21 protein-coding genes are annotated in these 22,659 nt (G+C 71.4%); 11 read left to right on the top strand and 10 right to left on the bottom strand.

The window, feature by feature from the left end; genetic code table 11:
• The first annotated feature begins 545 nt into the window (after positions 1-545).
• Positions 546-2,039, top strand: coding sequence for a GH1 family beta-glucosidase (locus KBX50_RS14965; RefSeq protein WP_247673724.1), 1,494 nt, complete (start codon positions 546-548; stop codon positions 2,037-2,039).
• 58 nt (positions 2,040-2,097) lie between these two features.
• Positions 2,098-3,333, top strand: a complete 1,236-nt coding sequence (locus KBX50_RS14960) for an MFS transporter (protein WP_210937630.1) — start codon at positions 2,098-2,100, stop codon at positions 3,331-3,333.
• Between the two features lie 30 nt (positions 3,334-3,363).
• Here the strand turns inward: KBX50_RS14960 and KBX50_RS14955 are convergent, their stop codons facing one another.
• The 3 genes from KBX50_RS14955 to KBX50_RS14945 form a co-directional block, all read right to left on the bottom strand.
• Entirely contained in the window at positions 3,364-3,777 is a 414-nt protein-coding gene (locus tag KBX50_RS14955) for a roadblock/LC7 domain-containing protein (RefSeq protein WP_210937651.1), read from the bottom strand.
• 5 nt (positions 3,778-3,782) lie between these two features.
• The gene (locus KBX50_RS14950; RefSeq protein WP_210937629.1) at positions 3,783-6,299 is read right to left on the bottom strand and encodes a nitrate- and nitrite sensing domain-containing protein; all 2,517 of its coding nucleotides are present in this window, start codon (positions 6,297-6,299) and stop codon (positions 3,783-3,785) included.
• A gap of 124 nt (positions 6,300-6,423) precedes the next feature.
• Positions 6,424-7,806, bottom strand: a complete 1,383-nt coding sequence (locus tag KBX50_RS14945; protein WP_210937628.1) for an FGGY family carbohydrate kinase — start codon at positions 7,804-7,806, stop codon at positions 6,424-6,426.
• Positions 7,807-8,060: 254 nt separating this feature from the next.
• Here KBX50_RS14945 and KBX50_RS14940 point away from each other — a divergent pair, with 254 nt between their 5' ends.
• Positions 8,061-9,971 carry an anthranilate synthase family protein gene (locus KBX50_RS14940; protein ID WP_210937627.1) on the top strand — a complete coding sequence of 637 codons (1,911 nt, stop codon included), beginning with the start codon at positions 8,061-8,063 and terminating at the stop codon, positions 9,969-9,971.
• 94 nt (positions 9,972-10,065) lie between these two features.
• Here the strand turns inward: KBX50_RS14940 and wrbA are convergent, their stop codons facing one another.
• Positions 10,066-10,683, bottom strand: coding sequence for an NAD(P)H:quinone oxidoreductase (gene wrbA / locus KBX50_RS14935; protein WP_210937626.1), 618 nt, complete (start codon positions 10,681-10,683; stop codon positions 10,066-10,068).
• Positions 10,684-10,807: 124 nt separating this feature from the next.
• Between wrbA and KBX50_RS14930 the strand changes: the two genes are divergently transcribed.
• The 3 genes from KBX50_RS14930 (at position 10,808) to KBX50_RS14920 (ending at position 13,327) form a co-directional block, all read left to right on the top strand.
• Positions 10,808-11,296, top strand: a complete 489-nt coding sequence (locus tag KBX50_RS14930) for a GNAT family N-acetyltransferase (RefSeq protein WP_210937625.1) — start codon at positions 10,808-10,810, stop codon at positions 11,294-11,296.
• 45 nt (positions 11,297-11,341) lie between these two features.
• Positions 11,342-11,929 (top strand): HAD-IA family hydrolase, encoded by a 588-nt coding sequence (locus KBX50_RS14925; protein WP_247673748.1) that lies wholly within the window; start codon positions 11,342-11,344, stop codon positions 11,927-11,929.
• 327 nt (positions 11,930-12,256) lie between these two features.
• Positions 12,257-13,327, top strand: a complete 1,071-nt coding sequence (locus KBX50_RS14920) for a winged helix DNA-binding domain-containing protein (protein ID WP_210937650.1) — start codon at positions 12,257-12,259, stop codon at positions 13,325-13,327.
• Here the strand turns inward: KBX50_RS14920 and KBX50_RS14915 are convergent.
• Both KBX50_RS14915 and KBX50_RS14910 read right to left on the bottom strand, forming a co-directional pair.
• Positions 13,311-13,724, bottom strand: coding sequence for a hypothetical protein (locus tag KBX50_RS14915; protein ID WP_210937623.1), 414 nt, complete (start codon positions 13,722-13,724; stop codon positions 13,311-13,313). The genes KBX50_RS14920 and KBX50_RS14915 overlap by 17 nt on opposite strands.
• A 126-nt stretch (positions 13,725-13,850) precedes the next feature.
• Positions 13,851-15,086, bottom strand: coding sequence for a hypothetical protein (locus tag KBX50_RS14910; RefSeq protein ID WP_210937622.1), 1,236 nt, complete (start codon positions 15,084-15,086; stop codon positions 13,851-13,853).
• Between the two features lie 277 nt (positions 15,087-15,363).
• On the opposite strand from KBX50_RS14910, the gene KBX50_RS14905 reads away from it, so the two are divergent.
• A complete protein-coding gene (locus KBX50_RS14905) occupies positions 15,364-16,356 on the top strand; it encodes an NAD-dependent epimerase/dehydratase family protein (protein ID WP_210937621.1) in 993 nt (330 codons plus the stop codon).
• 161 nt (positions 16,357-16,517) lie between these two features.
• On the opposite strand, the gene KBX50_RS14900 is transcribed toward KBX50_RS14905, so the two are convergent.
• The 3 genes from KBX50_RS14900 to KBX50_RS14890 are packed head-to-tail and all read right to left on the bottom strand — an operon-like array spanning position 16,518 to position 18,089.
• Positions 16,518-17,060 (bottom strand): GNAT family N-acetyltransferase, encoded by a 543-nt coding sequence (locus KBX50_RS14900; RefSeq protein ID WP_210937620.1) that lies wholly within the window; start codon positions 17,058-17,060, stop codon positions 16,518-16,520.
• Positions 17,061-17,106: 46 nt separating this feature from the next.
• Positions 17,107-17,298 carry a DUF397 domain-containing protein gene (locus KBX50_RS14895; protein WP_210937619.1) on the bottom strand — a complete coding sequence of 64 codons (192 nt, stop codon included), beginning with the start codon at positions 17,296-17,298 and terminating at the stop codon, positions 17,107-17,109.
• Positions 17,289-18,089 (bottom strand): helix-turn-helix transcriptional regulator, encoded by an 801-nt coding sequence (locus KBX50_RS14890; RefSeq protein WP_210937618.1) that lies wholly within the window; start codon positions 18,087-18,089, stop codon positions 17,289-17,291. Before KBX50_RS14890 ends, KBX50_RS14895 begins: the two co-directional genes overlap by 10 nt.
• A gap of 301 nt (positions 18,090-18,390) precedes the next feature.
• On the opposite strand from KBX50_RS14890, the gene KBX50_RS14885 reads away from it, so the two are divergent.
• Entirely contained in the window at positions 18,391-18,684 is a 294-nt protein-coding gene (locus KBX50_RS14885; protein ID WP_210937617.1) for a hypothetical protein, read from the top strand.
• Entirely contained in the window at positions 18,681-18,935 is a 255-nt protein-coding gene (locus tag KBX50_RS14880) for a flavin reductase (RefSeq protein WP_210937616.1), read from the top strand. Before KBX50_RS14885 ends, KBX50_RS14880 begins: the two co-directional genes overlap by 4 nt.
• A 64-nt stretch (positions 18,936-18,999) precedes the next feature.
• Here KBX50_RS14880 and KBX50_RS14875 read toward each other — a convergent pair whose 3' ends face one another.
• Positions 19,000-19,758, bottom strand: a complete 759-nt coding sequence (locus KBX50_RS14875) for an IclR family transcriptional regulator (RefSeq protein ID WP_210937615.1) — start codon at positions 19,756-19,758, stop codon at positions 19,000-19,002.
• Positions 19,759-19,919: 161 nt separating this feature from the next.
• Between KBX50_RS14875 and KBX50_RS14870 the strand changes: the two genes are divergently transcribed.
• Both KBX50_RS14870 and KBX50_RS14865 read left to right on the top strand, forming a co-directional pair.
• Entirely contained in the window at positions 19,920-21,104 is a 1,185-nt protein-coding gene (locus KBX50_RS14870; protein WP_210937614.1) for a fumarylacetoacetate hydrolase family protein, read from the top strand.
• Entirely contained in the window at positions 21,101-22,624 is a 1,524-nt protein-coding gene (locus tag KBX50_RS14865; RefSeq protein ID WP_210937613.1) for an aldehyde dehydrogenase (NADP(+)), read from the top strand. The genes KBX50_RS14870 and KBX50_RS14865 overlap by 4 nt, the downstream gene beginning before the upstream one ends.
• The last annotated feature ends 35 nt before the right edge of the window (positions 22,625-22,659 follow it).

Raw genomic sequence — 22,659 nt, 5'->3', positions numbered from 1 at the left:
CACGGCTCCGGGGAACAGACCACAGGCCGACGGCGGGCCAGCCCGGACACCGCCGTCAGCCGTCACCCCACCACAGTGGAGGGAGGTGGATCCTCAGCCACTCGCGTGGCCCGGCTCCCGCGCGACACGCACAACTGGGACGCCAATCCGAACGTGCGTGTACCGCAACACGGTGGGGACGGGGGTTGCCCTCCCCCGTCCCCACACTAAACCCCCGTTCACGATGGGAAAAGAGGCCGACGGGTCAGACGCGCACCACCCGCGCGCCCCGCACGGCAGTCGACCCGCCCGCCGACCGCCATCCGCGACGCCCCGCCGACCGCCCGGGCGCGCACAACGGTCCGCCCGCGGTACTCGGCGCACCCGGTCCCGCCGCATCAGCTGCCCGACCGACACAGCGCCTTCCCCACCCCACGTCACCCGCCACCGAGGCAGTCCGCCCCACCCCTCGCGACGACTCGGCCCAGCGGGCACCGCCTACCCTCTACCCTTTGTTGGGAGCGCTCCCGGGCTCAGGCGGTCGTCCCCATCCACGAGGAGAACCCATGTCGATACTCACCAGGCGGCACCTGCTGCGCCGCGCGGCGCTCTCGGCCACCGCCGCCACTCCGGTCAACGCCGTCCTCGGCAGCACCGCCGCAGCCACCACGGCCACCGGTCTGGCCGGCTGCCAGCCCGGCGACCCGGCCGACGACACGGTCACCGCGTCGAAGCCGACCACCCGGCGGTCCTTCCCACCCGACTTCGGTTGGGGCGCCGCGACCTCCGCGTACCAGATCGAGGGCGCCGCCAAGGAGGACGGCCGCGGCGAATCGATCTGGGACACGTTCAGCCACGCGCCGGGACGCACCCGCAACGGCGACACCGGCGACGTCGCCGCCGACCACTACCAACGCTATGCCGAAGACCTCGATCTGATGCGCGACCTGGGGCTGCGCAGCTACCGGTTCTCCATCTCCTGGCCGCGCATCCAGCCCGACGGAACCGGCGCCGCCAACCAACGCGGCCTCGACTTCTACCGTCGCCTCGTCGACGGCCTGCACGAACGCGGGATCGCCCCGATGGCCACGCTGTTCCACTGGGACCTGCCGCAGAGCCTGCAGGACACCGGTGGCTGGGAGTCCCGCGACGTCGCCCAGCGCTTCGCCGACTACGCCGCCATCGTCTTCGACGCCCTCGGCGACCGGGTGCCGGTCTGGCTGACCATCAACGAGCCGAAGACCGTGGTGCAGAACGGCTACCTCTTCGGCCACCACGCCCCCGGGCGGCAGGACCCCGACGCGGCGTACCTGGTCGCCCACCACCTCCAACTCGCCCACGGCCTCGCCGTCCGCGCCCTGCGCGCCACCGGCGGAAAGAGCCGCATCGGTCCCGCCTTCAACCTGCACCCCTGCTACCCCGCCGACGACTCGACCGCCGCCGCGGAGGCCGCCCGCCTCTACGACGGCTACGAGAACCGCCTCTACCTCGACTCCGCGTTGACCGGCAGCTACCCGGCCGACGTGCTGGCCGACCTCGGACCCGACAGCCGGATGGTCCGCGCCATCCGCGACGGCGACCTGGAGATCATCTCCACCCCGATCGACCTGCTCGCGGTGCAGTACTACACCCCGATCTACGTCACCGCGTCCGGCGGCACGGTACGCCGCTGGCCCACCTCCGAGGCGGAGTGGCAGCAGATCTACCCCGAGGGGATGTACGACGTCCTGACCCGGGTCACCCGCGACTACGGGCCGATCCCCCTCACCGTCACCGAGAACGGCCTGCCCACCCCCGACGAACTCAGCGCCGACGGCACCGTCGAGGACGACGGCCGCGTCACCTTCCTCCGCGACCACCTGACCGCCGCACATCGGGCGATCGCCGAAGGCGTGCCGCTGGAGAGCTTCCACGTCTGGTCCCTGCTCGACAACTTCGAATGGGCCGAGGGCTACGAGCAGCGCTGGGGATTGATCTACGTCGACTACCCCACCCAGCGACGGGTGTTCAAGCGCAGCGCCCACTGGTACCGCCAGGTCATCGCGGACAACGCGGTCTGACGCGTCAGCGCGGCGGTGGCCCGACCCGGGCCACCGCCGCGGCACGTACGATCCCGACATGCCTGAGCACAACCGTCTGGGCCGGCCGTTCTGGACCTTCTGGAGTGCCGCCGCGCTGGCCAATCTCGGCGACGGCATCCGGGTGGCCGCCTTCCCGCTGCTGGCCGCCGCACTCACCGACGACCCGCTGGCCGTCGGTGCGGTTGCCGCCGCGCAGTTCCTGCCGTGGCTCGTCTCCGGGATGCTCGCCGGGGCCCTCGCCGACCGCCGATCTACCCGTACGCTGCTCGCCGCCGCCGACACCGGCCGCGTCGTGGTGCTGGCCGCGCTGGCCACCACGGTCGCCCTGGGCTGGGCCACCATCTCGCTCGTCGTCGCCGCCGCGTTCCTGCTCGGCGTCGGCGAGACCATCCGGGACACCGCCGCCCAGACCGCCGTACCCAGGCTCGTCCCCGACGCGCAGCTGGAGAAGGCCAACGGGCGGCTGGTCGCCGGGGAGATCGTCGGCAACGAGTTCGTCGGTCCTCCGGTGGGCGCCCTGCTGTTCGTGCTGGGTGCCGCCATCCCGTTCGCCGTCAACGGGGCAACCCTGGCCCTGGCGGTGATGCTCGTGCTCTCGCTGCCGCTGACCCTGGCGCACCGGGCGACCGCAGCCGCAGGCGACGCCCCGCCGAGCACCGACGGCGACGGCGCCCTGGCCGGTCTGCGCTGGCTCGTCCGCCAGCCGATGCTGCGCACCCTGGTGCTCGTCACCGCCGCCGTGGCCGCCGCGGACACCGCCTGGTTCGCGATCTTCGTGCTCTACGCCCGCGACGCCCTCGGCCTTGGCGCGTTCGGCTTCGGTCTGCTGCTGGCCACCGGCGCCGCCGGTGGCCTGATCGGCTCGTTCGCCGCCGACCGTCTCGTCGCCCGCTTCCAGCACCGGTCCGTGTTGACCTGGTCCATGGCCGTCACCGCCGGTGTGCCGGTCCTGCTGGCCGTCGTCGGGCACCGCGCCGTCGCGGTGGTCGTGGTGGTCACCACCAGCGCCGCCTTCGCGGTGCTCAACGTCGCCGCGCTGTCGGTACGCCAACGGCTGGTGCCGGGCGGGCTGCTGGGTCGGGTCATCGCCGCCTCCCGCGTGGTCACCTACAGCTGCACCGCGCTGGGTGCGCTGGCCGGCGGTGCCCTGGCCGCCCGAGCCGGCATCGAGGCGCCGTTCCTGTTCAGCGGCGTCGTCGCGGTGGCCGCCACCGTCGCCTGGTGGGTCGCCTCCCGACCCACCAGGCCCGGCGCCGCGCCCGGCCTCCGGTAGCGTCAGCCGGCCGCCCGCCGTCCCGCCGGATCAGCGGGGCAGCGCCTGCTGAAGTTCGGCGCGCAGGGCCGGGGTCAGCATCTCCCCGGCCTGCTTGGCCAGCCGGGCCATCTCGTAGCCCACCACGCCGATGTCGGCGTCGGCCGCCGCCAGGGTGGCCAGGATCGAGCCGTCGCGTACCTGCATCACCAGGAAGTAGCCCCGGCCCATCTCCACCACGGTCTGCTTGACCACGTCCCCGTCGAATATCTGGGCGGCACCGGCGGTGATGCTCATCAGTCCCGAGGTCACCGCGGCGAGCTTGTCGGCGTGGTCCCGTGGCAGGTGGTCGGATATCGCGACCAGCAGCCCGTCGGAGGAGACCACCACCGCGTGCGCCACCCCGGGCACCCGCTCCGCGAACGCGCTGACCAGCCAGCTCAGGTCGCGAGCCTCCTGCGACAACGTCGTCACTTCCGTCCTCCTTCGCTCCACGCCCCGAGCGGTGGCACGGGTATCTCGGTGGTCTCCTCAGCCTCTGCCCGCCGTACGCCGCTGTACAACCTGGACAACATCCCGCCGACGGCTTCCGGATCCGGATCGTTGCGGGCGGCCGACTGCTGCTCTGGACGGGCCTGCTGGGTCACCGCACTGAGTTGCGCCATCGGCACCCGCATCGGCAGACCCCGTTCGTTCGTCCCGGCGGTCACCGGCACGGCCGGCGGGGCCGGCGCGCCGGCCCCGACCGCGGGGACGACCGACGACGAGGGGCCCTCCCGCGACCACCAGCCGCTCCCGCCGCTGGCCGATGCCGCTGCCGGGGCGAGCACGTCCTCGGCGCGTACCGGCACCTGGTGGGTCTGGCGGGGCACCGTGGTCGGACGCCGGCCGGCCACCGGCAGATCCGCTGGCCCCGGGTCGGCCGGGGCGACCGGACGAGGCGTCGCTACGGGCAGCCCGCGCGGCGAGGACACCGGGTCCAGGCTGGGCGGCGGCGCTTCGGCGAGCAGCGGACGCGGCAGGCGTACCCGGGCCACCAGTCCACCGGCGCCGCCGTGCAACCGCACCTCGATGCCGTGCCGAGCGGCGAGGTGACTGACGACGAACAGACCCATCCGCTCGACCGTCGCCACGTCAGCGGCCGGCGGGGCGGCCAGCACCGCATTCGCCTCCGCCAGTGCCGTCGGACTCATCCCGAGGCCCTGGTCGGCGATCTCGATCACCGCTCCCAGCCCCTCCACCCGGGCCATCACCTGCACGATGGTGTCCGGCCGGGAGAAGGCGGTCGCGTTCTCCAGCAACTCGGCCAGCAGGTGCACCAGCTCACCCACCGCGTGCCCGACCACGTGCAGATCCGCCACCGCCTCGTGCCGCACCCGCTGGTACTGCTCGATCTCGGCGCTGGCCGCCAGCAGCACCGCGCTCAGCCCGATCGGCCGGTTCCACCGGCGGGTCGACTCGGTACCGGCGAGCACCAGCAGGCTCTCGTCGTTACGGCGCATCCGGGCGGCGAGGTGATCCAGCTTGAACAGGTTCTCCAGCTGCTCGGGGTCGCCCTCCTCGCGCTCCAGGTCGTCGAGCAGCTCCAGCTGCCGCTCCACCAGCACCTGGCTGCGTCGGGCGAGATTGATGAACATCGCGTTGACGTTGCGGCGCATGTTCGCCTGCTCGACGGCCACCCCGACGGCGCTGCGGTGCACCGCGACGAACGCCTCAGCCAGTTCTCCGATCTCGTCGAGCGACCGTACGACCGCCGGCGAGACGTCGATCGGTGGTACGCCGCCGGAGACCGACCGCAGCCGGGCCAGCGCCTCGGGCAGCTCGATCTGCGCGATCCGCAGCGCCTGGGAACGCAGCAGCCGGATCGACCGGGCCAACGACCGACCGATCAGCACCGAGATCAGCACCGCCACCAGCAGGACCGTGATGATCACGCCGACGACCAGCAGCGTCTCCCGCAACTGGGTCTCGCTCGCGTCGTCGGCCTGCCGCGCCGAGGCCGACAGCACGTCCGCCTCAAAGCGCTGCAACAGCTCGTGGCGGGCCTCGCTGGCCGTCCACCACTGCTCCGCGTCAAGCACCGCCGACCCGGACGTGCCCTGCGACAGCGCCTGCTCCTCCATGCGGGAGGCGGCGATGAAGGCGGGGTCCAGGCTCATCTCGTCGTAGCGGGTCACCTGGGCGCTCGTCGCCGCGATCCGGAACGCGCCGAGCGCGGTCAGCTGACGCGCCCGCAGGTCGGGCAACTGGGCCGCGTCCTCGGAGTCGTAGCTGCCGGCACGGGCCGCCGAGTACAGCTCCGCCCGGACCCGCGAGGAGAGTTCCTTCGCCCGGGCGAACTGCACGTAGCGCAGCACCGCGTCGGCCAGCTCCGGCCGGTCGGCACCGGGCGTCGGCTGGGCGAGCAGATTCAGCAACGCGTCGATCGCCCGGTGGTAGTTACCGATGATGGTGTCGTCGCTGAGCAGCACCGTGGTCATCGTGTTCCGGATGTAGCCGACCTGCTGGTACGCCTGGGAGGCCACCACGTAGACGTCCCGCCACGAGGCGTCCGCCTCGGCCAACGGCTCAGCCGCCGCGCGTAGTTCCGCCGCTGCCTGGTCGGCGGCGTCGCGGTAGGGCTGCAACACGGCCATCCGCTCCTCGCTCGCCTCCTCGTCGGCGTCACGCAGCGCGCGCAGTTCTCCGGCCGTACGGTCGCGCTCCATCTGCAACCGGTGGGTCAGCGTGGTGATCTCGCGTCCGATACCGACCTGGGCGGCGAAGTCACCCAGGACGCTGGCGCGGCTGACCAGGCTCTCGGTCTGCACTCCCGCCAGGACCAGGAAGGCGACCGACGGAATGACAAGCACCGTGGCCAGCTTGGTACGCATCCGCCAGTCCCGCAGGCGCAGGGCGGAGCGACGTCGGTGGGGTACCACCCGGACGTCGAACCGACGCCGGCGGTGCTGCGACACCCCGGGCGCCTGCTCCGGTCCTACACCCACCCGCTCCTCCTCCCCCACGCGTCCGCCGCGGTCCGGGGAGCGCCGTCCATCCAACCAGGCCCGAGAGCAGTGTCAACGCCCTGCCCTTATGAACGGTTAAGGAAGGGTACTGCTGGTCGCAACCCTATGCCGAGGTCGCCGAGTCTTGATCATCCGTCCGGCCGATGTCGGCCACCACCACGGCATCGGCGATCCGGCCGGTGGCCACCAGCGCCGCGCCGGTGGCCCCGATCTCCGGGTGCCGCGCGAAGTGGACCGGCCGAGGGGCCAGCACCGCCGCGAACGCCCTCCGCCACCAGGTCGAGGCGGCTATCGCACCGCCACCGAGGACCACCTCCACCGGACGACCAACCGTCGACTCCAGCACCACCAGGTCGTCGACGACCTGCTCGCACACCCCGTACATGAGCCCGGCCAGCATCTCCACCGCAGTGGTGCCGAAGCCCAGTCCCCGCAACTCGCCCAGCCCGGCCGGGCGCATGCCCGGTGGACGGTCACCGCCGAAACGGACATTGGCCGGCCGGCCGCCGTCGGGCGGCAGCAGGTCCAGCGCCTCCTCCAGCGCCCGGCCGGTCGGCAGCCGCAGCTCCCGGTCCGCCCAGGCGAACAGGTTCCCGCCCGAGGAGTACGCGACCCCGGTCACCACATGGTCGTGGTCGACGCGGTAGCGCCACAACCGGTGGGGCAGGGCGGTCGACTCGGCGGACGTCGACATCCGTTGCAACAGCCGCACCGCCGAGGACGTACCCACGGTCACCGCCGCCCGGGTGGGGTCGACGCAGCCGGAGCCGACGTTGGAGGCGGCGCCGTCACCGAGCGGCGGCGCCCACCGGGTCCGGGCCAGGGCCGGCCACCGCCGCCCGTACTCGGCGCGCAGCCTCCCGTGCCAGCCGCGTGGGGCCAGTTCGGGAAGGTCGGCACCGTCGCTGCCGGCCAGCGCGCAGGCCTCCGGGTCCCAGTCCAGGGTGTGCAGGTCCAACAGGCCGGTGCCAGACGCCTGGGACATCGACATCGGCGCCTCGGTGAGCAACCCGCCGAGCACGTACTCGACCAGTCCGGTGAACCGGGACACCCGGTCATCGGTGTGGGATCGCAGCCAGGGCAGCCGCACCGACCAGTAACAGCGGTGCCACCAGGTGCCGGTGCGCTGATGGAAGGCGTCCGGGTCGGCCGGGCCGACCGCCGTGGCCGAGGGCTCGGGCCGGGTGTCCAGCCAGGTCAGCACCGGGCCGAGCGGCTCGTCGTCGACGCCCAGCGGTACCACCGAGTGCCACTGGCCGCTGATCGCCACCAGCTCGACCCCGTCCAACCAACCCTGGCCGTGCAACTCGTCCAGGCACTCGATCAGGCAGGCCAGGTAGGCACGGGCGTCCAGGGTGCCGGCACCGTCGTCGTCGACGGTGAGCACCATGCGGCGACGAGCCAGCGCCCCCGGCAACGGTTGCGCGCCGTCCAGCACGAGCCCACGCACCGACGAGGTGCCCAGGTCCAGCGCGAGAATCTTCATCGCGGGTCAACGTACCCGGTGATCGTGACTCGACAACGCTGCCGGGCACCGGGTCCGCCGATCGGCTTCCGCGCCGACCACCCGACGCGTAGAGTGTTCGCATGCTCGCGCGATTGACCTGCTGGTGGCCCGCCGACCCGGCGGCCCTCCCCCGCGCGTAGCTTCATCCACGCGGCCGCCCCACGAGGCGGCCGCCGGTCATGTCCCGGTCCCCGGGCCGCCCCCGACGGTGGTCACCCGGCCTGAGGAGACCGATGCACCAGCTCACCGACCTGCTCGACACGCTCGCCGCCGGCTTCGATCCCGGCCCGTTCGCCCTGTTACGCCGCGACGGCGCCGAGCATCTCGACCTGTTCACCGGGACCGTGACGACCGTCGACCGGCTCGCCGACATCCCGCTGCCCGCCGCGGCCGCCGGCCCGGCGACGCTGGCCCTGGTGCCGTACCGCCAGATCGCCGAGCGGGGCTTCGCCGGTACGGACGACGGGGTACCACTGGAATGCCTCCGCATCGACCACCACCACCGGCTGCCGCTGGCCGGTGTCCTCGACGCCCTGCCGACCGCACCCGTCCGCACCACCGGCGCCGCCTTCGACATCAGCGACGACGAGTACGCCGCCATCGTGGCCCGGGTGCTGACCGACGAGATCGGCCACGGGGAGGGCGCGAACTTCGTCATCCACCGCACCCTGCGCGCCCAGGTACAGGGCGCCCCGCTGGCCGCCGCGCTGGCGGCGCTGCGCTCACTGCTGATTCGCGAGCGCGGAGCGTACTGGACGTTCGTGGTGCACACCGGGGCGCGCACCCTGGTCGGTGCCAGCCCGGAGCGGCACGTCAGCGTAGACGACGGTCTGGTGATGATGAACCCGATCAGCGGTACGTTCCGGCACACCGGTGCCGCTGCTGACCGGGCCGCGCTGCTGCGCTTCCTCGCCGACACCAAGGAGACCGAAGAGCTGTACATGGTCCTCGACGAGGAGTTGAAGATGATGGCCACCGTCGCCGAGCACGGCGGGCAGGTCGTCGGGCCGTACCTGAAGGAGATGTCGCACCTGGCGCACACCGAGTACCTGCTGGCTGGACGGGGCACGAAGGACGTCCGCGAGGTGCTGCGGGAGACGATGTTCGCGCCGACGGTGACCGGCAGCCCGATGGAGAACGCCTGTCGGGTGATCGCCCGCCACGAGCGCACCGGGCGCCGCTACTACTCCGGGGTGCTGGCCCTGCTCGGCCACGACGAGACGGGCCGGCAGAGCCTCGACGCGCCGATCCTGATCCGTACCGCCGAGATCTCCCCCGCCGGTGAGTTGCGGGTACCGGTCGGCGCGACCCTGGTGCGCCACTCCACCCCCGCCGCCGAGGTCGCGGAGACCCACGCCAAGGCGGCCGGCGTGCTGGCCGCCCTCGGTCTCGGGCCGCAGGCGCCGGCCGGGCCGCAGGCGACGCACCGGCTCGCCGACGATCCGCAGGTGCGCGCCGCCCTCGCCGCCCGCAACGCGCCGCTGGCCCGGTTCTGGCTGGACCAGCGGCCACCGGGCGCCCTGGCCCTGCCCACCCTGACCGGGCGCCGGGCCCTCATCGTCGACGGGGAGGACACCTTCACCGGGATGCTGGCCCACCAGCTCGGCGCCCTCGGGCTGTCGGTGACCGTCCGGCCGTGGCAGGACGAGCAGCCGGTCCAGGCGTACGACCTGGTGGTGGTCGGGCCGGGCCCGGGTGACCCGACCGGTGACACGGAGAAGATGACCAGGTTGCGTGCCCTGCTCACCCGGTTGCTGGCTGCCGGGCACCCGACGCTCGCCGTCTGTCTCGGTCACCAGCTCCTCGCCGGCCTGCTCGGGCTGCCGGTGCACCGCCGGGACGCGCCCTACCAGGGGCTGCAACGCACCGTCACCCTCTTCGGCACGCCCCGCCGGGTCGGCTTCTACGCCACCTTCACCGCCCGTGCCACCACCGATCGCCTCGATGGCCCGTACGGGCCGGTGGAGTTGGCTCGCGACGAGTCCGACGGCGCGGTGCACGCCCTGCGGGGTCGCGGCTTCGCCGGGGTGCAGTTCCATCCCGAGTCGGTGCTCAGCCCGGACGGCGTGGCGGTGCTGACCGAGCTGCTGCGCGACCTGCTGCCGGCACCGGCCGGTGAGTTGTCCCCGGCGGCGCAGGCATAGCCGGCCCGATCCCGGGTAGCGCTGTCCATGGCCGACGGTCCGGGCGGGTCTGAGAGCCCCCGCCCGGACCGTCGGTCCTGTGGTGTCGGACCGCTCAGGCGGCCAGGCCCTGCTTGAGCGCCGCGCCGATGCGTACCGCCCGCTTGGCGGTCAGCGCGACCGCCCCCAGCGCGACGTGGTCGGGCGCGGTCTCGCCGTTGTTGCTGGTGTGCGAGGCACCGTACGGGTTACCGGCGGTGAACTGGCTCGGCTCGGTGTACCCGGGGGTGACCACGATCCCGCCCCAGTGGTAGAAGACGTGGAACAGCGAGAGCAGCGTCGACTCCTGCCCGCCGTGCTCGGTGGCGGTGGAGGTGAAGGCCGAGTAGACCTTGTCCGCCAGCGCGCCCTGGGCCCACAGCGGGCCGGTGGTGTCGATGAACTGCTTGAGCTGGGCGGCGACCAGGCCGTAGCGGGTCGGCGAACCGAAGATCACCACATCCGCCCAGCTGAGGTCGTCCGGCTGTGCCTCCTCCACGTCCTGGGTCTCCATCCGGTGCGCCTGCCAACCCGAGTTGGAACGGATCGCCTCGTCCGGCGCCAGCTCGCGTACCTTGCGCAGCCGCACCTCCGCACCCGCCTCACCGGCGGCCTCGCAGGCCGCCTGCGCCATCTGGTAGGTGATGCCCGTGGCGCTGTAGTAGATCACCGCCACCTTGACCTGTGCCGCCATCGCTCGTCCTTCCTTCTCGTGATCAGCTCCGGCGACTACCCGATGCTTGCGGTGACAAACATCGGGCGGTGTGCGCGGATATCCGGTGGCCGGCACCGGCGGCGTCCTGGCAGGCTGACCGGTGATGGAGATCAGGATCGCGACCGCCGACGACTGGCCGGGCATCTGGCCGTTCCTTCGGGAGATCGTCGCCGCCGGTGAGACGTACACCTGGCCCCGGGACGTCGACGAGGCGCGGGCCCGGCAGATGTGGCTGGTGCCTGCGCCGGGCCGGACCGTGGTCGCCGTCGACCGGGACGGCACGGTCCTCGGCTCGGCGAAGCTGACCCCCAACCAGCTCGGGCCGGGGGCGCATGTCGCCAATGCCAGCTTCATGGTCGCTCCGTCGGCTGCCGGGCGCGGAATCGGGCGGGCGCTGGGCGAGTACGTGCTGGACCTGGCCCGCGCCGACGGCTACCGGGCGATGCAGTTCAACGCGGTGGTGGCGGTCAACACCCGCGCGGTGGCGCTGTGGCGGTCGCTCGGCTTCGAGGTGGTGGGGCGGATCCCGGAAGGCTTCCGACACTCCGCCGAGGGCTATGTCGACCTGCTGGTGATGTATCGGCGACTCTGAGCGGCGCGACGACCGTCGCGCACCGCCGGATAGCCTGGGTCGGTGATGTTGCCCCTGCCGACCGGCGAGTTCCAGGCGTACCTGTTCGACTGCGACGGCACGATCGTCGACTCGATGCCCCAGCACTACACCGCGTGGCGGGACACCCTCGACCGGTGGGGCTGCGCCTTCCCCGAGGACCTCTTCTACGCCTGGGCCGGGCGGCCGACCGCGGACATCGTCGTCGCCCTCAACGAACAACACGGCCTGGACATGCCGGTGGAGACGGTCGTCGCGCACCGGGAGACGCGTTTCCAGCAGCTACTGCCCACCGCCGCCGGCATCCCCGGTGTGCTGCAACACATCGACGACGCGCACGGACGCATCCCGTTCGCCGTGGTCTCCGGCAGTACCCGGGCGGCCGTCACCGCCTCGCTGGACGCGCTGGGCATCCGGGACCGTTTCGACGTCCTGGTCTGCGCCGGTGACTACACCCGCCCGAAGCCCGACCCCGAGCCGTTCCTGCGCGCCGCCGAACTGCTCGGCATACCGCCGAGGTCCTGCCTGGTCTTCGAGGACGCCGACCTGGGCATCGAGGCCGCGACCGCGGCGGGCATGGCCGCCGTCCGGGTGCCACAACCTCGCCGGGGCTGACCGCGAGCCCGCCCCGGCTTGCTCAAGATATCCGCAAGTTGCGTGGTTCACAGTTCTCGAACAGGTAGGAAAACGTCATCCTGTTGACACCGGTGCCGGCGATTTCGCAGCCGCCCTCACACCGGTCGACCTGAACGGGGGATCGCGCTCCGCCACCAACGATGTTGGCGTAGCGCGATCAGGGGGAATCGCCCGGTGCTCCGGCCCCGATCGGTGTTGTCGGTGTCCGCGCCTATGCTGCCGTCGACCACCGAAAGGAAGGCGGCCGACGTCGTGGCACCTCCCGGCACGATCGCGCTGAGCGGCTCCGAGGCGCTCGCGCTGCGGATGACCAGCCTCTTGCTGCGCCCCCACCCCACCGCCGCCCCGCCGACCACGGTGGCCGACGTGGTGCAGTGGTTCGGCGCCATGCAGGCCCAGGACCTGGCCAGCGGCATGTGGTCGCTCGGCGTACGGCTGCCCGGGTCGACCCACACCGACGTGCACGCCGCGTTGGAGCGCCGGGAGGCACTGCGGACCTGGCCGATGCGCGGCACCATCCACCTGGTGCCGGCCCCTGACGCCCGCTGGCTGCTGGAGCTGACCGGCGTACGCGCGCTCGCCGGTGCGGCGAAGCGACGTGAGTTCCTCGGCCTGTCCGAGGCGGAGGCGGACCGCGCGGCCGACGTGCTGGGTGGAATCCTCGCCGGTGGCGGCCGGCTGACCCGCACCGAGTGCGTGGCCGCGCTGGTGGCGGCCGGCATCGACGGTGCTGGCCAGCGCGGCTACCACCTGCTGTGGTACGCGGCCCAGCGCGGGGTCACCTGCATCGCCCCCAACGTCGGCGCCGAGCAGACCTTCGCGCTGCTCGACGAGTGGGCGCCCGGCCAGCGACAGCTCGACCGCGACGAGGCATTGGCCACCCTGGCGCTGCGTTACTTCCGCAGCCACGGCCCCACCACCCGGCAGGACTTCGCCGGCTGGACGGGCCTGACCGCTGCCGACGCCAAACGCGGCATCGCCGCCGCCGGTGCGGACCTGACCACCGTTCTGGTCGACGGCGTCGAGGCGGTGCTGCACACTCCGCTGCTGGACGCACCCCGCGCCGTGGTGGACGACGTGCTGACCCTGCCCGGCTTCGACGAGTACCTGCTCGGCTACAAGGACCGCGCGCTGATGCTCGACCCGGAGCACAAGCAGGCCATCATCCCCGGCGGCAACGGCGTCTTCCAGGCCACAGTCGTAGTCGGGGGCCGGGTGGTCGGCACCTGGAAACGCAGCCTGGCCAAGACCCGCGTCACCCTCACCGTGAAACCGCTGGCCGACCTCGGCCCGGCCCACCGCGAGCAGATCGACCAGGCGCTGCACCGGTACGCCGACTTCCTCGCCCTGCCGCCCCGGGTCAATTGGAGCGACTGAACCGCGGGTACCGCGAGCCGGCGACGGCGGTCAGGCTGGCGAGCCCCGCCAGCACCGCGACCGGCCCGCCCGGCCCGAGCGACGGACGGACCGCGGGGACGACCGGGCCGAGGAACACGTCGGCGTAGTTGGTCATGACAACGACGGCGGCCACGATCGTGACGACACCGAACCCACCGGCCACCAGCGGCAGCCACCCTCGCCGGCCCGGCTCGGCGATCGTCCACGCGGTGACCACGTTGAGCAGGACCGCCGCGCCGAGATACCAGCCCCACCCCGGGAACTCGGTGAGGCGTACGGCCCGGTCGCCGTACCAGGCCCAGGGCAGGCCGAAGGCCGCGATGAGGGTTCCTGCCGCGCCAGCGACGGCGGCGGCTCGGCTGACGACCTTCGACATCACGACTTCCCACGGTTTTGCGGACCATGACGCGTGCAAGGCGCCGACGGGGCGAACCCTCGTCGGCGCCGTGCTCGGTCAACGCGGCGGTGCCGGTGGCAGGACCTGCCGGCACCGCCAAGTCGGCTACGACGTTTGTAGTGACAGGTTGAGCACCGTCAACACGGACGGGGTCTCTGTCCAGAGAATATATTCGCCGGACCGGCCGGCTTCCACATCGGTGTGGAATCCGCTCACGATCCCTCGACTCGTCAACACGCCATCGGAGCGAGTCGCCCAGACCGGCCCGCCGCTGTCACCCTTCGCGACGGCCGCGCAACCGGAGCACTGCCAGCCTTCAACTCCCAGCCGTACGCCCTTGCCGTCACCGAAGTCCCACTGGACGGCTTCGTGCGTCACCACGATATTGCAACGGTTGGGGTAACTGGTGTACCCACTCTGACACACGTACTCACCGTCCCATGAGTACTGAGCGGCGCCGAAGTTGAATACGTAGTCGTCATTCACCCATACCTGGGACGACGCGTTCGCGTTTATGATCGCCGCATCGTGCGGATAGTTCTCCTGCTGGACCTTGCCAATTCCCGCGCCACCCTGCGCCTCAATGCCGTTTCCGACGCTGAAGCAGTGTTCGGCGGTGACGAGATACTCGGCGTTGTACGTCCGGTCACGAACACCAAATGCCGACGTGCACTGGTAGCCGGAGATGTTGACGTCGTGTCGGATGGGGATTCCCCCCTGCCATGGAGCAGACGGACTGTGTCGGTCGGCAGGGCGGACCGGGCTGCCCTTGACGTACCGGATGTCCGCCGCGTCCAGAGCGCCCACCGACAACGATCTCGACGCGATGGAGGCCGCCCGAGCCGGATCGCTGGTGCGGACCTCCAAGCCACTGCCGTCGCTGAGCAGCACTATGGAGTAGACCTGCGCGCCCGCGTCCTTCCACTGCTTTGCCGCGTCCCAGACGCCTTTGCTGGCGGCCTCCATCTGGTGACGCGAGTACTTGCTCTCCCGTATTTCGACGGCGGTGGCGCCCCGCTTGGCCGATGAGAGCGGACCAACACCACGATCCAGCAGTAGCCGGGCCCGCTCGAGATCCGTCGCATAGACAGTCACCCGATCCTTGGCCGGATCGACTCGCATCCCCGAGAAGATGGTGCGGTAATCGCCGTGGCCCAGCTCACCGATCGCCTGGGCCACCTCTGAGTGACGCATGAGCGAAGGTTCGCTGGCCTGCGCCGCAAAGTCACGATCAGGCTCTTTGGGATCGGCAGCGGATCGACCAGGAAGAGCGACGGCGGTGGCCAGCACGACGAAGACAGAAACCGATGAGAGCATGCGTCGCCGCAGTAAATGCGCCATTTTTCCCCCGTAAGAAAAGGCGGCAAATATTTGCAGCAGACGATACCTGCCGTACCGACCACTCGCAAGGTCGGATGGATCGGACGATCCCGCAGACTTGAGAACGCGGCTCAGGGCGACGCGCGCGGGTGACCGCCGTGAAACACACCGACTGCCGTGTCTGCACGCCGTTCCAACCGGCACTCCGTCGGGCAGCCGGGCCGCGCCGGCAGCCCGGTGTTCTGCCTACGGCAGAGTCCGTTGGCTGCGCCGCGACGCTGCTGCTTGGCTGGGCACCATGCAGACACTGGTGCTGGGCGGGACGGCGTGGCTGGGGCGAGAGATCGCCCGGCAGGCCGTCGATCGGGGAGACACTGTCACCTGCCTGGCCCGTGGGGAGAGCGGAGCGGTACCGGACGGCGCGGCCCTGGTCGTGGCGGACCGCCGCGATCCCGCAGCCTACGACGCGCTGAGCGACCGGGACTGGGACGCCGTCATCGAGGTGTCATGGCAGCCCGGCTTCGTCCGGCAGGCCCTGCGCGCGCTGGGCGACCGGGCCCGGCACTGGAGCTACGTCTCGTCGGTCAGCGCCTACGCCCGCCACGACACACCCGGTGCCGACGAGTCGGCGGCCACCCTCCCGGCGACGGTTCGCGACGTGGTCGACCGTGAGGAGTACGGCGAAGCCAAGGTGGCCTGCGAGCAGTTCTCCACGACCGAGGTGGGAGACCGGTTGCTGGTGGCCCGCGCCGGGTTGATCGGCGGCCCCGGCGACCACACCGATCGCTCCGGCTACTGGGTGGCGCGGGCCGCCCGCGCCCCCGAGGCGCCGATGCTGGTACCCCGTACCCCCGATCTGCCGACGCAGGTGGTGGACGTGCGCGATCTGGTCACCTGGCTGCTGGACAGCGCAACGGCCGGGACGGTCGGCACGTTCAACGCGGTCGGTCCGGTGGTGCCCTTCGGTGAATGGATCGCCCGGTGCCGCGCCGTCGGCGGGCACACCGGTCCCGTGGTCGACGTAGACGCCGACTGGCTGGTGGCCCAGGGCGTGGCCCAGTACATGGGCCCGGAGTCGCTGCCGATGTGGCTTGTCGAACCGGGCTGGTCCGGCTGGTCGGCGCGCAGCGGCGCGGCGGCCAGCGCCGCCGGGCTACGCCACCGGCCACGCTCAGACCTGCTGGCGGACACTCTCGCCTGGGAGCGCGAGGCCGGGCTGAACCGTGACCGGCGCGCCGGCCTGAGCGCCGGCCGAGAGGCCGAGCTGCTCGACGCCCTGAGCCGGAACTAATACGGGCGAGCGCCCCCAGTCAGACTGCCAGAGGCTGCGACGGAAAAAGACGCTGTAGCTGGCCGAGGAGGCGACAACATCAGGGATGTTGTTGTATCAAGCCACCGCGAGGCAGCAACATCCGTAGTTGTACGGCCCGGCGGGCACCCCTCCGGGACGAGTCATGGTGGCTGGACCACCGGCGCGAGTCCGTCTCCCTTGTCCACTCTCGGTGGCAACGGCCGCCGGCTTCGCTCGCTCTCGGCGGGGCCACCTTGTCGAGGCAGCGGCTTGCGGAGGATGTAGTTGAGACCGAACTCGGTATCGCTGGTGCGGACATCGACGTAGCCCAGTCGGTGGTAGAAGCTGTGCCCGGTGATGCTGGCGCCGGTTTCGATGTGGTCGAACCCGTCCGCCGCCGCGAGCTCCTCGACGTGCCCGATCAACCGCCGGCCGACGCCGCGACCGATCGCCCCCGGATGCACGAACATCGTGAAAACCTTGTTGCCGTCGCGGGACACCGTGCCGACGACCTCGTCCCACTCGGCGACGAAGACCTGACGTTCCATTGCCAGTTGCGCCAACCGCTCGGCGGTGAAGTGGGCGCACATCCGCTCGATCAGCTCGGCAGGGTAGTCACGGCTGTTGACCTCGCGCAGGCATCGCTCGATGAGCTCTGCCACCGCCGAGGCGTCGTCCTGCCGGAACAACCGCACACGCGTCACGCGGCCATTCTGCCTCGGTGGCGCTGCGACGAAAGACCCGTCTGGGTCAGGCCCGATGGGTGACCTGGGCGACGAACGCGCGCCACACGGACGGGGCGAAGGTCAGCGCCGGGCCGGTCGGGTCCTTCGAGTCGCGGACACCGACGACGCCGGGAAGATTGTCGGCAACCTCAACGCAGTTGCCGCCGCTAGTGCCGCTACGGGTGCTCTTGCGCCACCGCGCGCCGTTCAGGTCCATTGGTTCGCCGCTTCCTTGATGAGGTTCAGGGACTGCCGCCGGGGAAGGGCCTCGGTCCGGACGCTCTCCCACCGTTGAAAGAGCGTATCGAGGTCGGCTGGTCGGTCCACCACCTCACCGCCCAGCTGGCTTTCTAGGTGGCCGATCCAACTGCCGTCCGGCATGTGGGCCAGGGACAGTGGACCGGACAGCCCGGCGTGAAGGCCCACATCGGCCGGAATGACGTGGACACTGATGTTGGGTCGCTCTGCGCAAGCTACAAGGTGCGAGAGTTGCCCGGCCATCATCTTCTCGCCTGCGTCGCCCGCGCGACGGATCGCTGCCTCATCGACGACAACGACGAGTTGGGGTGGAGACTCCCGTGTGAGGATGGCCTGCCGTTCAAGCCGACCGGCGACCCGGCGATCCACCTCGTCATCGGTCAGGCGGGGGTCGAGTCGTAGGACGGCGCGAGCGTATGCCTCGCTTTGCAACAGGCCGGGGATCAGGTTGGGCTCGAAGTAGCGGAGCTGCGTCGCACCGCGCTCGGCGTCGAGCCACGGCAGGAACCAGGACGGGGTGCCGAGCTTCATCGCCAGCCGCTCGAACAGGCCACCGTTGCGCAACGCGCGGTCGGCGCCTCGGGCGAAGTCCAACGTCAATGCCCGGGTACCGCCCTCAACAGCGCTGACGTGGGAGGCACTGAAGCCGGCGCCGCGCCCGAATGCCTCTTGCGTCATGCCGGCCGCGCCCCGTGCCCGGCGGATCTCGCCAACGATGAAGGCCGCCACGGGGTTCGGCATGTCAGGCATTCAGGGCTCCCCACACTGAAGGTCAACTACGCACGTCGCCCCCGGAGTCAGCGCCGTTTCGCCAGCTCAGCCCGGACGCCGGAAACACCTTCCGAGAGTAGCGGTCTCCACAGCAGAGTGTCACCAGCGGAACCGCGGGCGCGGCACGGCCCGTCGGCGGGACCAGCACGGGGCCGCCCGTCGGGCGAGCACTCGCGGGCGGCCCTCCCCAACTCCGTGTCGACTGAGGAGGCCCCGCCGTGCCCGTTCCGAAGCCCACGAATGCCGTACCCGGGTGGCTCGTCCGTCCCCATGTCCGGTGATGCGGGAGGACGGTACGCCTCGGGTCTCCCCCGGCGTGTACCTGCTGGACCGGGCGGCTTCCCCGCAGTTCGCCAGCCCGATCCTGGTGCGGGTGATCCGCGAGCTGCCGGACCGGCACCCGCCGTACGCCTGGACCTGGGTCGACTGCTACCAGCTGGATCGGCACGGCGACGCGACGGAGAAGCGGCAGTTGTTCGTGATGCCGCAGGGCATGCGTCCGGTGCGCCTGGCACCGGTCCCCTACGCCACGCGTCGGCGCCCGCCCCTCCCCGCCGCGCGGGCGGGAGGGTGAGCAGCGGCCCGGTCGAGCACGTCGCGTCCCGTCCCACCTGGCGCTGCCGAGCCTGCGGGATCGCCTGGCCCTGCTCCCCGGCGAAGCTGCGTCTGTTCACGGAGTACCGCGACAACATGCCCGGCCTGATGGTCTATCTGGTGACCTTGCGCGAGGAGGCCGCCGAGCAGCTCGCCGGGCTGGGCGGCAGTGAGCCGCCGACCGACTTGCACCGGCGGTTCACCGACTGGGTACCGGCCCGGCCCCGATGAGCCGCCCGCCCCGGGTCCGCGCACTCCCCCGACGCGGGCCCGGGGCGGGCTCCACCGCTCGGGCTCAGCCGAGATCGGCGGAGTGGCCGAGTTCCTGGGAGATCTGGTTCGCGGTGTCGAGCAGCAGAGGAACGCTCTCCTTCAGCTGGTCGAGGCTGGCGATGACCTCGATCGCGGTCATCGAGGCGGCGGCGATGACCCGCCCGCGCGAGTCCCTGATCGGCGCCGCCACGCACATGACGTACGTGTCGTGTTCGCCGTTGTCGACGGCCCAGCCCTGGTCCTTGATGCGGAGGAGTTCGGCGTCGAGAGACTCACGGTCGGCGTACGTGGTGGGGGTGAATCGTTCGAAGACGACGTGGGAGAGGAGGCGGTCGCGTTCCTCCGTCGGCAGGTACGCCAGGATTGTCTTCCCGACGGCGCTCGCGTAGATCGACACCGCGCGCCCGATCCGCGACGGCAACTTGACCGCGTCGAACGCCGGGCTGTCAACCTTGTCGATATAGATGATCTCGTCCCCGGTCAGCTGCGCCAGGTGCACGGTGTGGCCGGTCTCGCGCTGAAGCGCACGCAGGGGCGCGGCGGCGAACTGGCGCAGGTCCATCGAGCCCAGGGCGAGTTCCGACAGTTCGATGATGCCGCTGCCGAGCACGTACGTCCCGGCACCGGTCCGGCGGACGAAGCGGGCCGAGTCGAGCGTCTGAAGGATCCGCAGGGCGGTGGACTTGTGCACCCCCAGGACCTCCGCCGCCTCGGTGAGTGACAGCGGATGCTCCGCGGCGCGACGGATCAGGTCGACCGCACGGCGAATCGATTGCGACAACGTCCTGTCTCCCTTCGCGCGGCGACCCGGACGGTCGCCGGTTGCATCATATGCAATGTAGTCCGCCCCCATTGCAACCGACTATTGACACCGTTGCACATGTCGCTACGATCGTTGCAGATTCCAGCTCGGCGACTCTGACCTGCTACAGGGGAGCGACGATGAGCAAGGAGCCATGGTTCGGAAGTGCCGCCGAGGCGTTGCCGGACGACGTCGACCACAGCGTCCTCATCGGCCGCATCTGGGACCCGTCCGTCGACGGCCCCTCCCCGGTCACCGTCCGCGACGGCGACGTCATCGACCTCAGCCGCCGGTTCCCGACGGTCCGGGACATCTGCGAGCTGCCCGACCCCGCCGCGACCGTGGCCGGATCGGACGGGCCACGGGTCGGTGGCCTTGACGAGCTACTGGCCAACACCGGTGCCGCGAAGCGTGACCCGAGCCGGCCCTGGCTGCTCGCCCCCGTCGACCTGCAAGCACTCAAGGCCGCCGGCGTGACGTTTCCCGTCTCGATGATCGAACGCGTCATCGAGGAGCGGGCCCGGGGAGACCTGACCCTCGCGGCGGACATCCGTGGCCGGATGCTCGCCGACATCGGTGCCGACCTGCACAGCCTGGTCCCCGGCTCGGTCGAGGCGGAGCGACTCAAGACCGCGCTGGTCGCCGAGGGCGTCTGGAGTCAGTACCTGGAGGTGGGGATCGGGCCGGACGCCGAGATCTTCACCAAGGGACAGCCCCTCTCCGCCATCGGCACCGCCGTCCCGGTCGGCGTACTCGCCGCCTCGACCTGGAACAACCCGGAGCCCGAGGTCGCACTCATCGCCCAGTCCAGCGGTCGGATCGTCGGCGCCACCCTGGGCAACGACGTGAACCTGCGGGACGTCGAGGGACGGTCGGCGCTGCTGCTCCCCCGGGCCAAGGACAACAACGCCTCATGCGCGCTCGGTCCGTTGATCCGGCTGTTCGACGAGCGGTTTCCGCTCAGCCGGGTACGCGAACTGGAGGTGGGCCTCCAGGTCCACGGGGTGGACGACTTCCACCTGAAGGCAACCTCGGAGATGGCGCGGATGTCACGCGACCCGGCGGAGCTCGTCCGGCAGTTGATCGGCCCCCATCACCAGTATCCCGACGGCGCCGTTCTGATGCTCGGCACCATGTTCGCCCCGACTCAGGACCGCGAACGCCCCGGTGAGGGCTTCACCCACAAGGTCGACGACGTGGTGCGGATCAGTTGCCCGGCGCTCGGCACCCTGGTCAACCGGGTGTGGCACGCGGAGCGGTGCGAGCCGTGGCGGTTCGGCGTCCGCGACCTGATGAGCAATCTGGCGAGGAGAGGACTGCTGTGAAAGTCACCACCACCGACCCGCGCGACGGCCGGCCGCACCCGACGGATCTCACCGAAACGGACGAGGCTGGCGTGGCGGCGATCGCCGGCCAGGCGTCCCGAACGGCACAGTGGCTGTTCGACCTGGGCAGGGCCGGCAGGGCGCAGCTGCTGGACGCGGTCGCCAGCTCCCTGGAGTCCCGTCGTGCGGATCTGGTCGCGACGGCGGAGGCGGAAACCGGGCTGGGTCAGGCGCGGCTCGACACGGAGTTGACCCGGGCGGCGGTCCAGTTCCGGATGTTCGCGGCGGTGCTGCGCGACGGTGGGTACCTGGAGGCGGCCATCGACCACGCCGCCGACACGCCACTCGGGCCCGGCCCGGACGTGCGACGGATGCTCGTACCTGTCGGGCCGGTGGCCGTCTTCGGCGCCAGCAACTTCCCGTTCGCCTTTTCCGTCGCCGGGGGCGACACCGCCGCGGCGCTGGCTGCCGGCTGTCCCACGGTCGTGAAGGCCCACCCGTCTCATCCGCTGACGTCGCGTGCCTCCGCCGACGCGATCGAGTCGGCCGTCCGCGACCTGGGTGGGCCCGGCGGTGTGCTCGCGGCCGTGTACGGGGAGCAGGCCGGCCGGTCGTTGGTGCGCCAGCCGACGATCCGGGCGGCCGCCCTGACGGGCTCGATCGGTGCTGCCCGCGCCATCCAGGCGGCCATCGACGAACGCGCCGATCCCATTCCGCTGTACGCCGAACTGAGCAGCGTGAACCCGATCGTCGTCCTGCCCGACGCGGCGGCCAGCCGGGGAGACCAGATCGCCGACGGGCTGTTCGCCTCCTTCACCGCCTCGGGCGGTCAGCTCTGCACCAAACCGGGGCTGGCGTTCCTTCCGGCAGACCCGGGCGGAGACCTGTTGGTCGACGCGCTCCGGGAAAAGGTCGCCGCCGCTGGCGGGATGGTCCTGCTGAACCAGCGCATCCGTGACGCGTACGAGAGCGGGGCCAACGCCTTGGAGAAGGCCGGCGCTCGCCTCGTCGCGCAGCCCCGGATCGACGCCGACGCGGGCTTCACGGTGGCACCGACGCTGCTGGAGGTCGACCTGCCGGGCCTGACCGCCGAGATCGCCGGCGAGTGCTTCGGCCCGCTCATGGTCGTGGTCCGCTACCGCGACGTCGCCGAACTCGACGCCGCGCTGGCGACCGTGCCACCGTCGCTGACCGGCTCCATCCACAGCGGACCGGGAGACGACAGCGACGCGGTACGCAGGCTGGTCGACGTCCTCGCCGCCCGCTCCGGTCGCATCGTCTTCGACGGCTATCCCACCGGCGTCCGGGTGTCGTGGGCCCAGCACCACGGTGGTCCCTGGCCGTCGACGAATGCCGTGCACACCTCGGTGGGCGCCACCTCGATCCGACGCTTCCTACGCCCGCTGGCCTGGCAGAACGCCCCGGAGTGGATTCTTCCCGAGGAGTTGCGAGACGAGTACACCGCCATTCCCCGCCGAGTCGACGGGAGGTGGGTGTCAGGGATCGATCGCCAGCCCTGATGTGGACGCATGGAACTCGCGCACGGAGCCCGAAG

This window comes from Micromonospora sp. C51 (genome assembly GCF_018070435.1).
GTDB classification, from domain to species: Bacteria; Actinomycetota; Actinomycetes; order Mycobacteriales; family Micromonosporaceae; genus Micromonospora; species Micromonospora sediminimaris.
The sequence above is the reverse complement of the archived record's forward strand: the minus strand, read 5'-3'. Positions and strand labels throughout refer to the sequence as shown.

Coding starts and splice junctions, on each gene's coding strand:
- KBX50_RS14965 (WP_247673724.1), top strand. CDS start 546: ATGTCGATACTCACCAGGCGGCACCTGCTGCGCCGCGCGGCGCTCTCG.
- KBX50_RS14960 (WP_210937630.1), top strand. CDS start 2,098: ATGCCTGAGCACAACCGTCTGGGCCGGCCGTTCTGGACCTTCTGGAGT.
- KBX50_RS14945 (WP_210937628.1), bottom strand. CDS start 7,806: ATGAAGATTCTCGCGCTGGACCTGGGCACCTCGTCGGTGCGTGGGCTC.
- KBX50_RS14940 (WP_210937627.1), top strand. CDS start 8,061: ATGCACCAGCTCACCGACCTGCTCGACACGCTCGCCGCCGGCTTCGAT.
- wrbA (WP_210937626.1), bottom strand. CDS start 10,683: ATGGCGGCACAGGTCAAGGTGGCGGTGATCTACTACAGCGCCACGGGC.
- KBX50_RS14930 (WP_210937625.1), top strand. CDS start 10,808: ATGGAGATCAGGATCGCGACCGCCGACGACTGGCCGGGCATCTGGCCG.
- KBX50_RS14925 (WP_247673748.1), top strand. CDS start 11,342: ATGTTGCCCCTGCCGACCGGCGAGTTCCAGGCGTACCTGTTCGACTGC.
- KBX50_RS14920 (WP_210937650.1), top strand. CDS start 12,257: ATGACCAGCCTCTTGCTGCGCCCCCACCCCACCGCCGCCCCGCCGACC.
- KBX50_RS14915 (WP_210937623.1), bottom strand. CDS start 13,724: ATGTCGAAGGTCGTCAGCCGAGCCGCCGCCGTCGCTGGCGCGGCAGGA.
- KBX50_RS14910 (WP_210937622.1), bottom strand. CDS start 15,086: ATGGCGCATTTACTGCGGCGACGCATGCTCTCATCGGTTTCTGTCTTC.
- KBX50_RS14905 (WP_210937621.1), top strand. CDS start 15,364: ATGCAGACACTGGTGCTGGGCGGGACGGCGTGGCTGGGGCGAGAGATC.
- KBX50_RS14895 (WP_210937619.1), bottom strand. CDS start 17,298: ATGGACCTGAACGGCGCGCGGTGGCGCAAGAGCACCCGTAGCGGCACT.
- KBX50_RS14890 (WP_210937618.1), bottom strand. CDS start 18,089: ATGCCTGACATGCCGAACCCCGTGGCGGCCTTCATCGTTGGCGAGATC.
- KBX50_RS14885 (WP_210937617.1), top strand. CDS start 18,391: ATGCGGGAGGACGGTACGCCTCGGGTCTCCCCCGGCGTGTACCTGCTG.
- KBX50_RS14870 (WP_210937614.1), top strand. CDS start 19,920: ATGAGCAAGGAGCCATGGTTCGGAAGTGCCGCCGAGGCGTTGCCGGAC.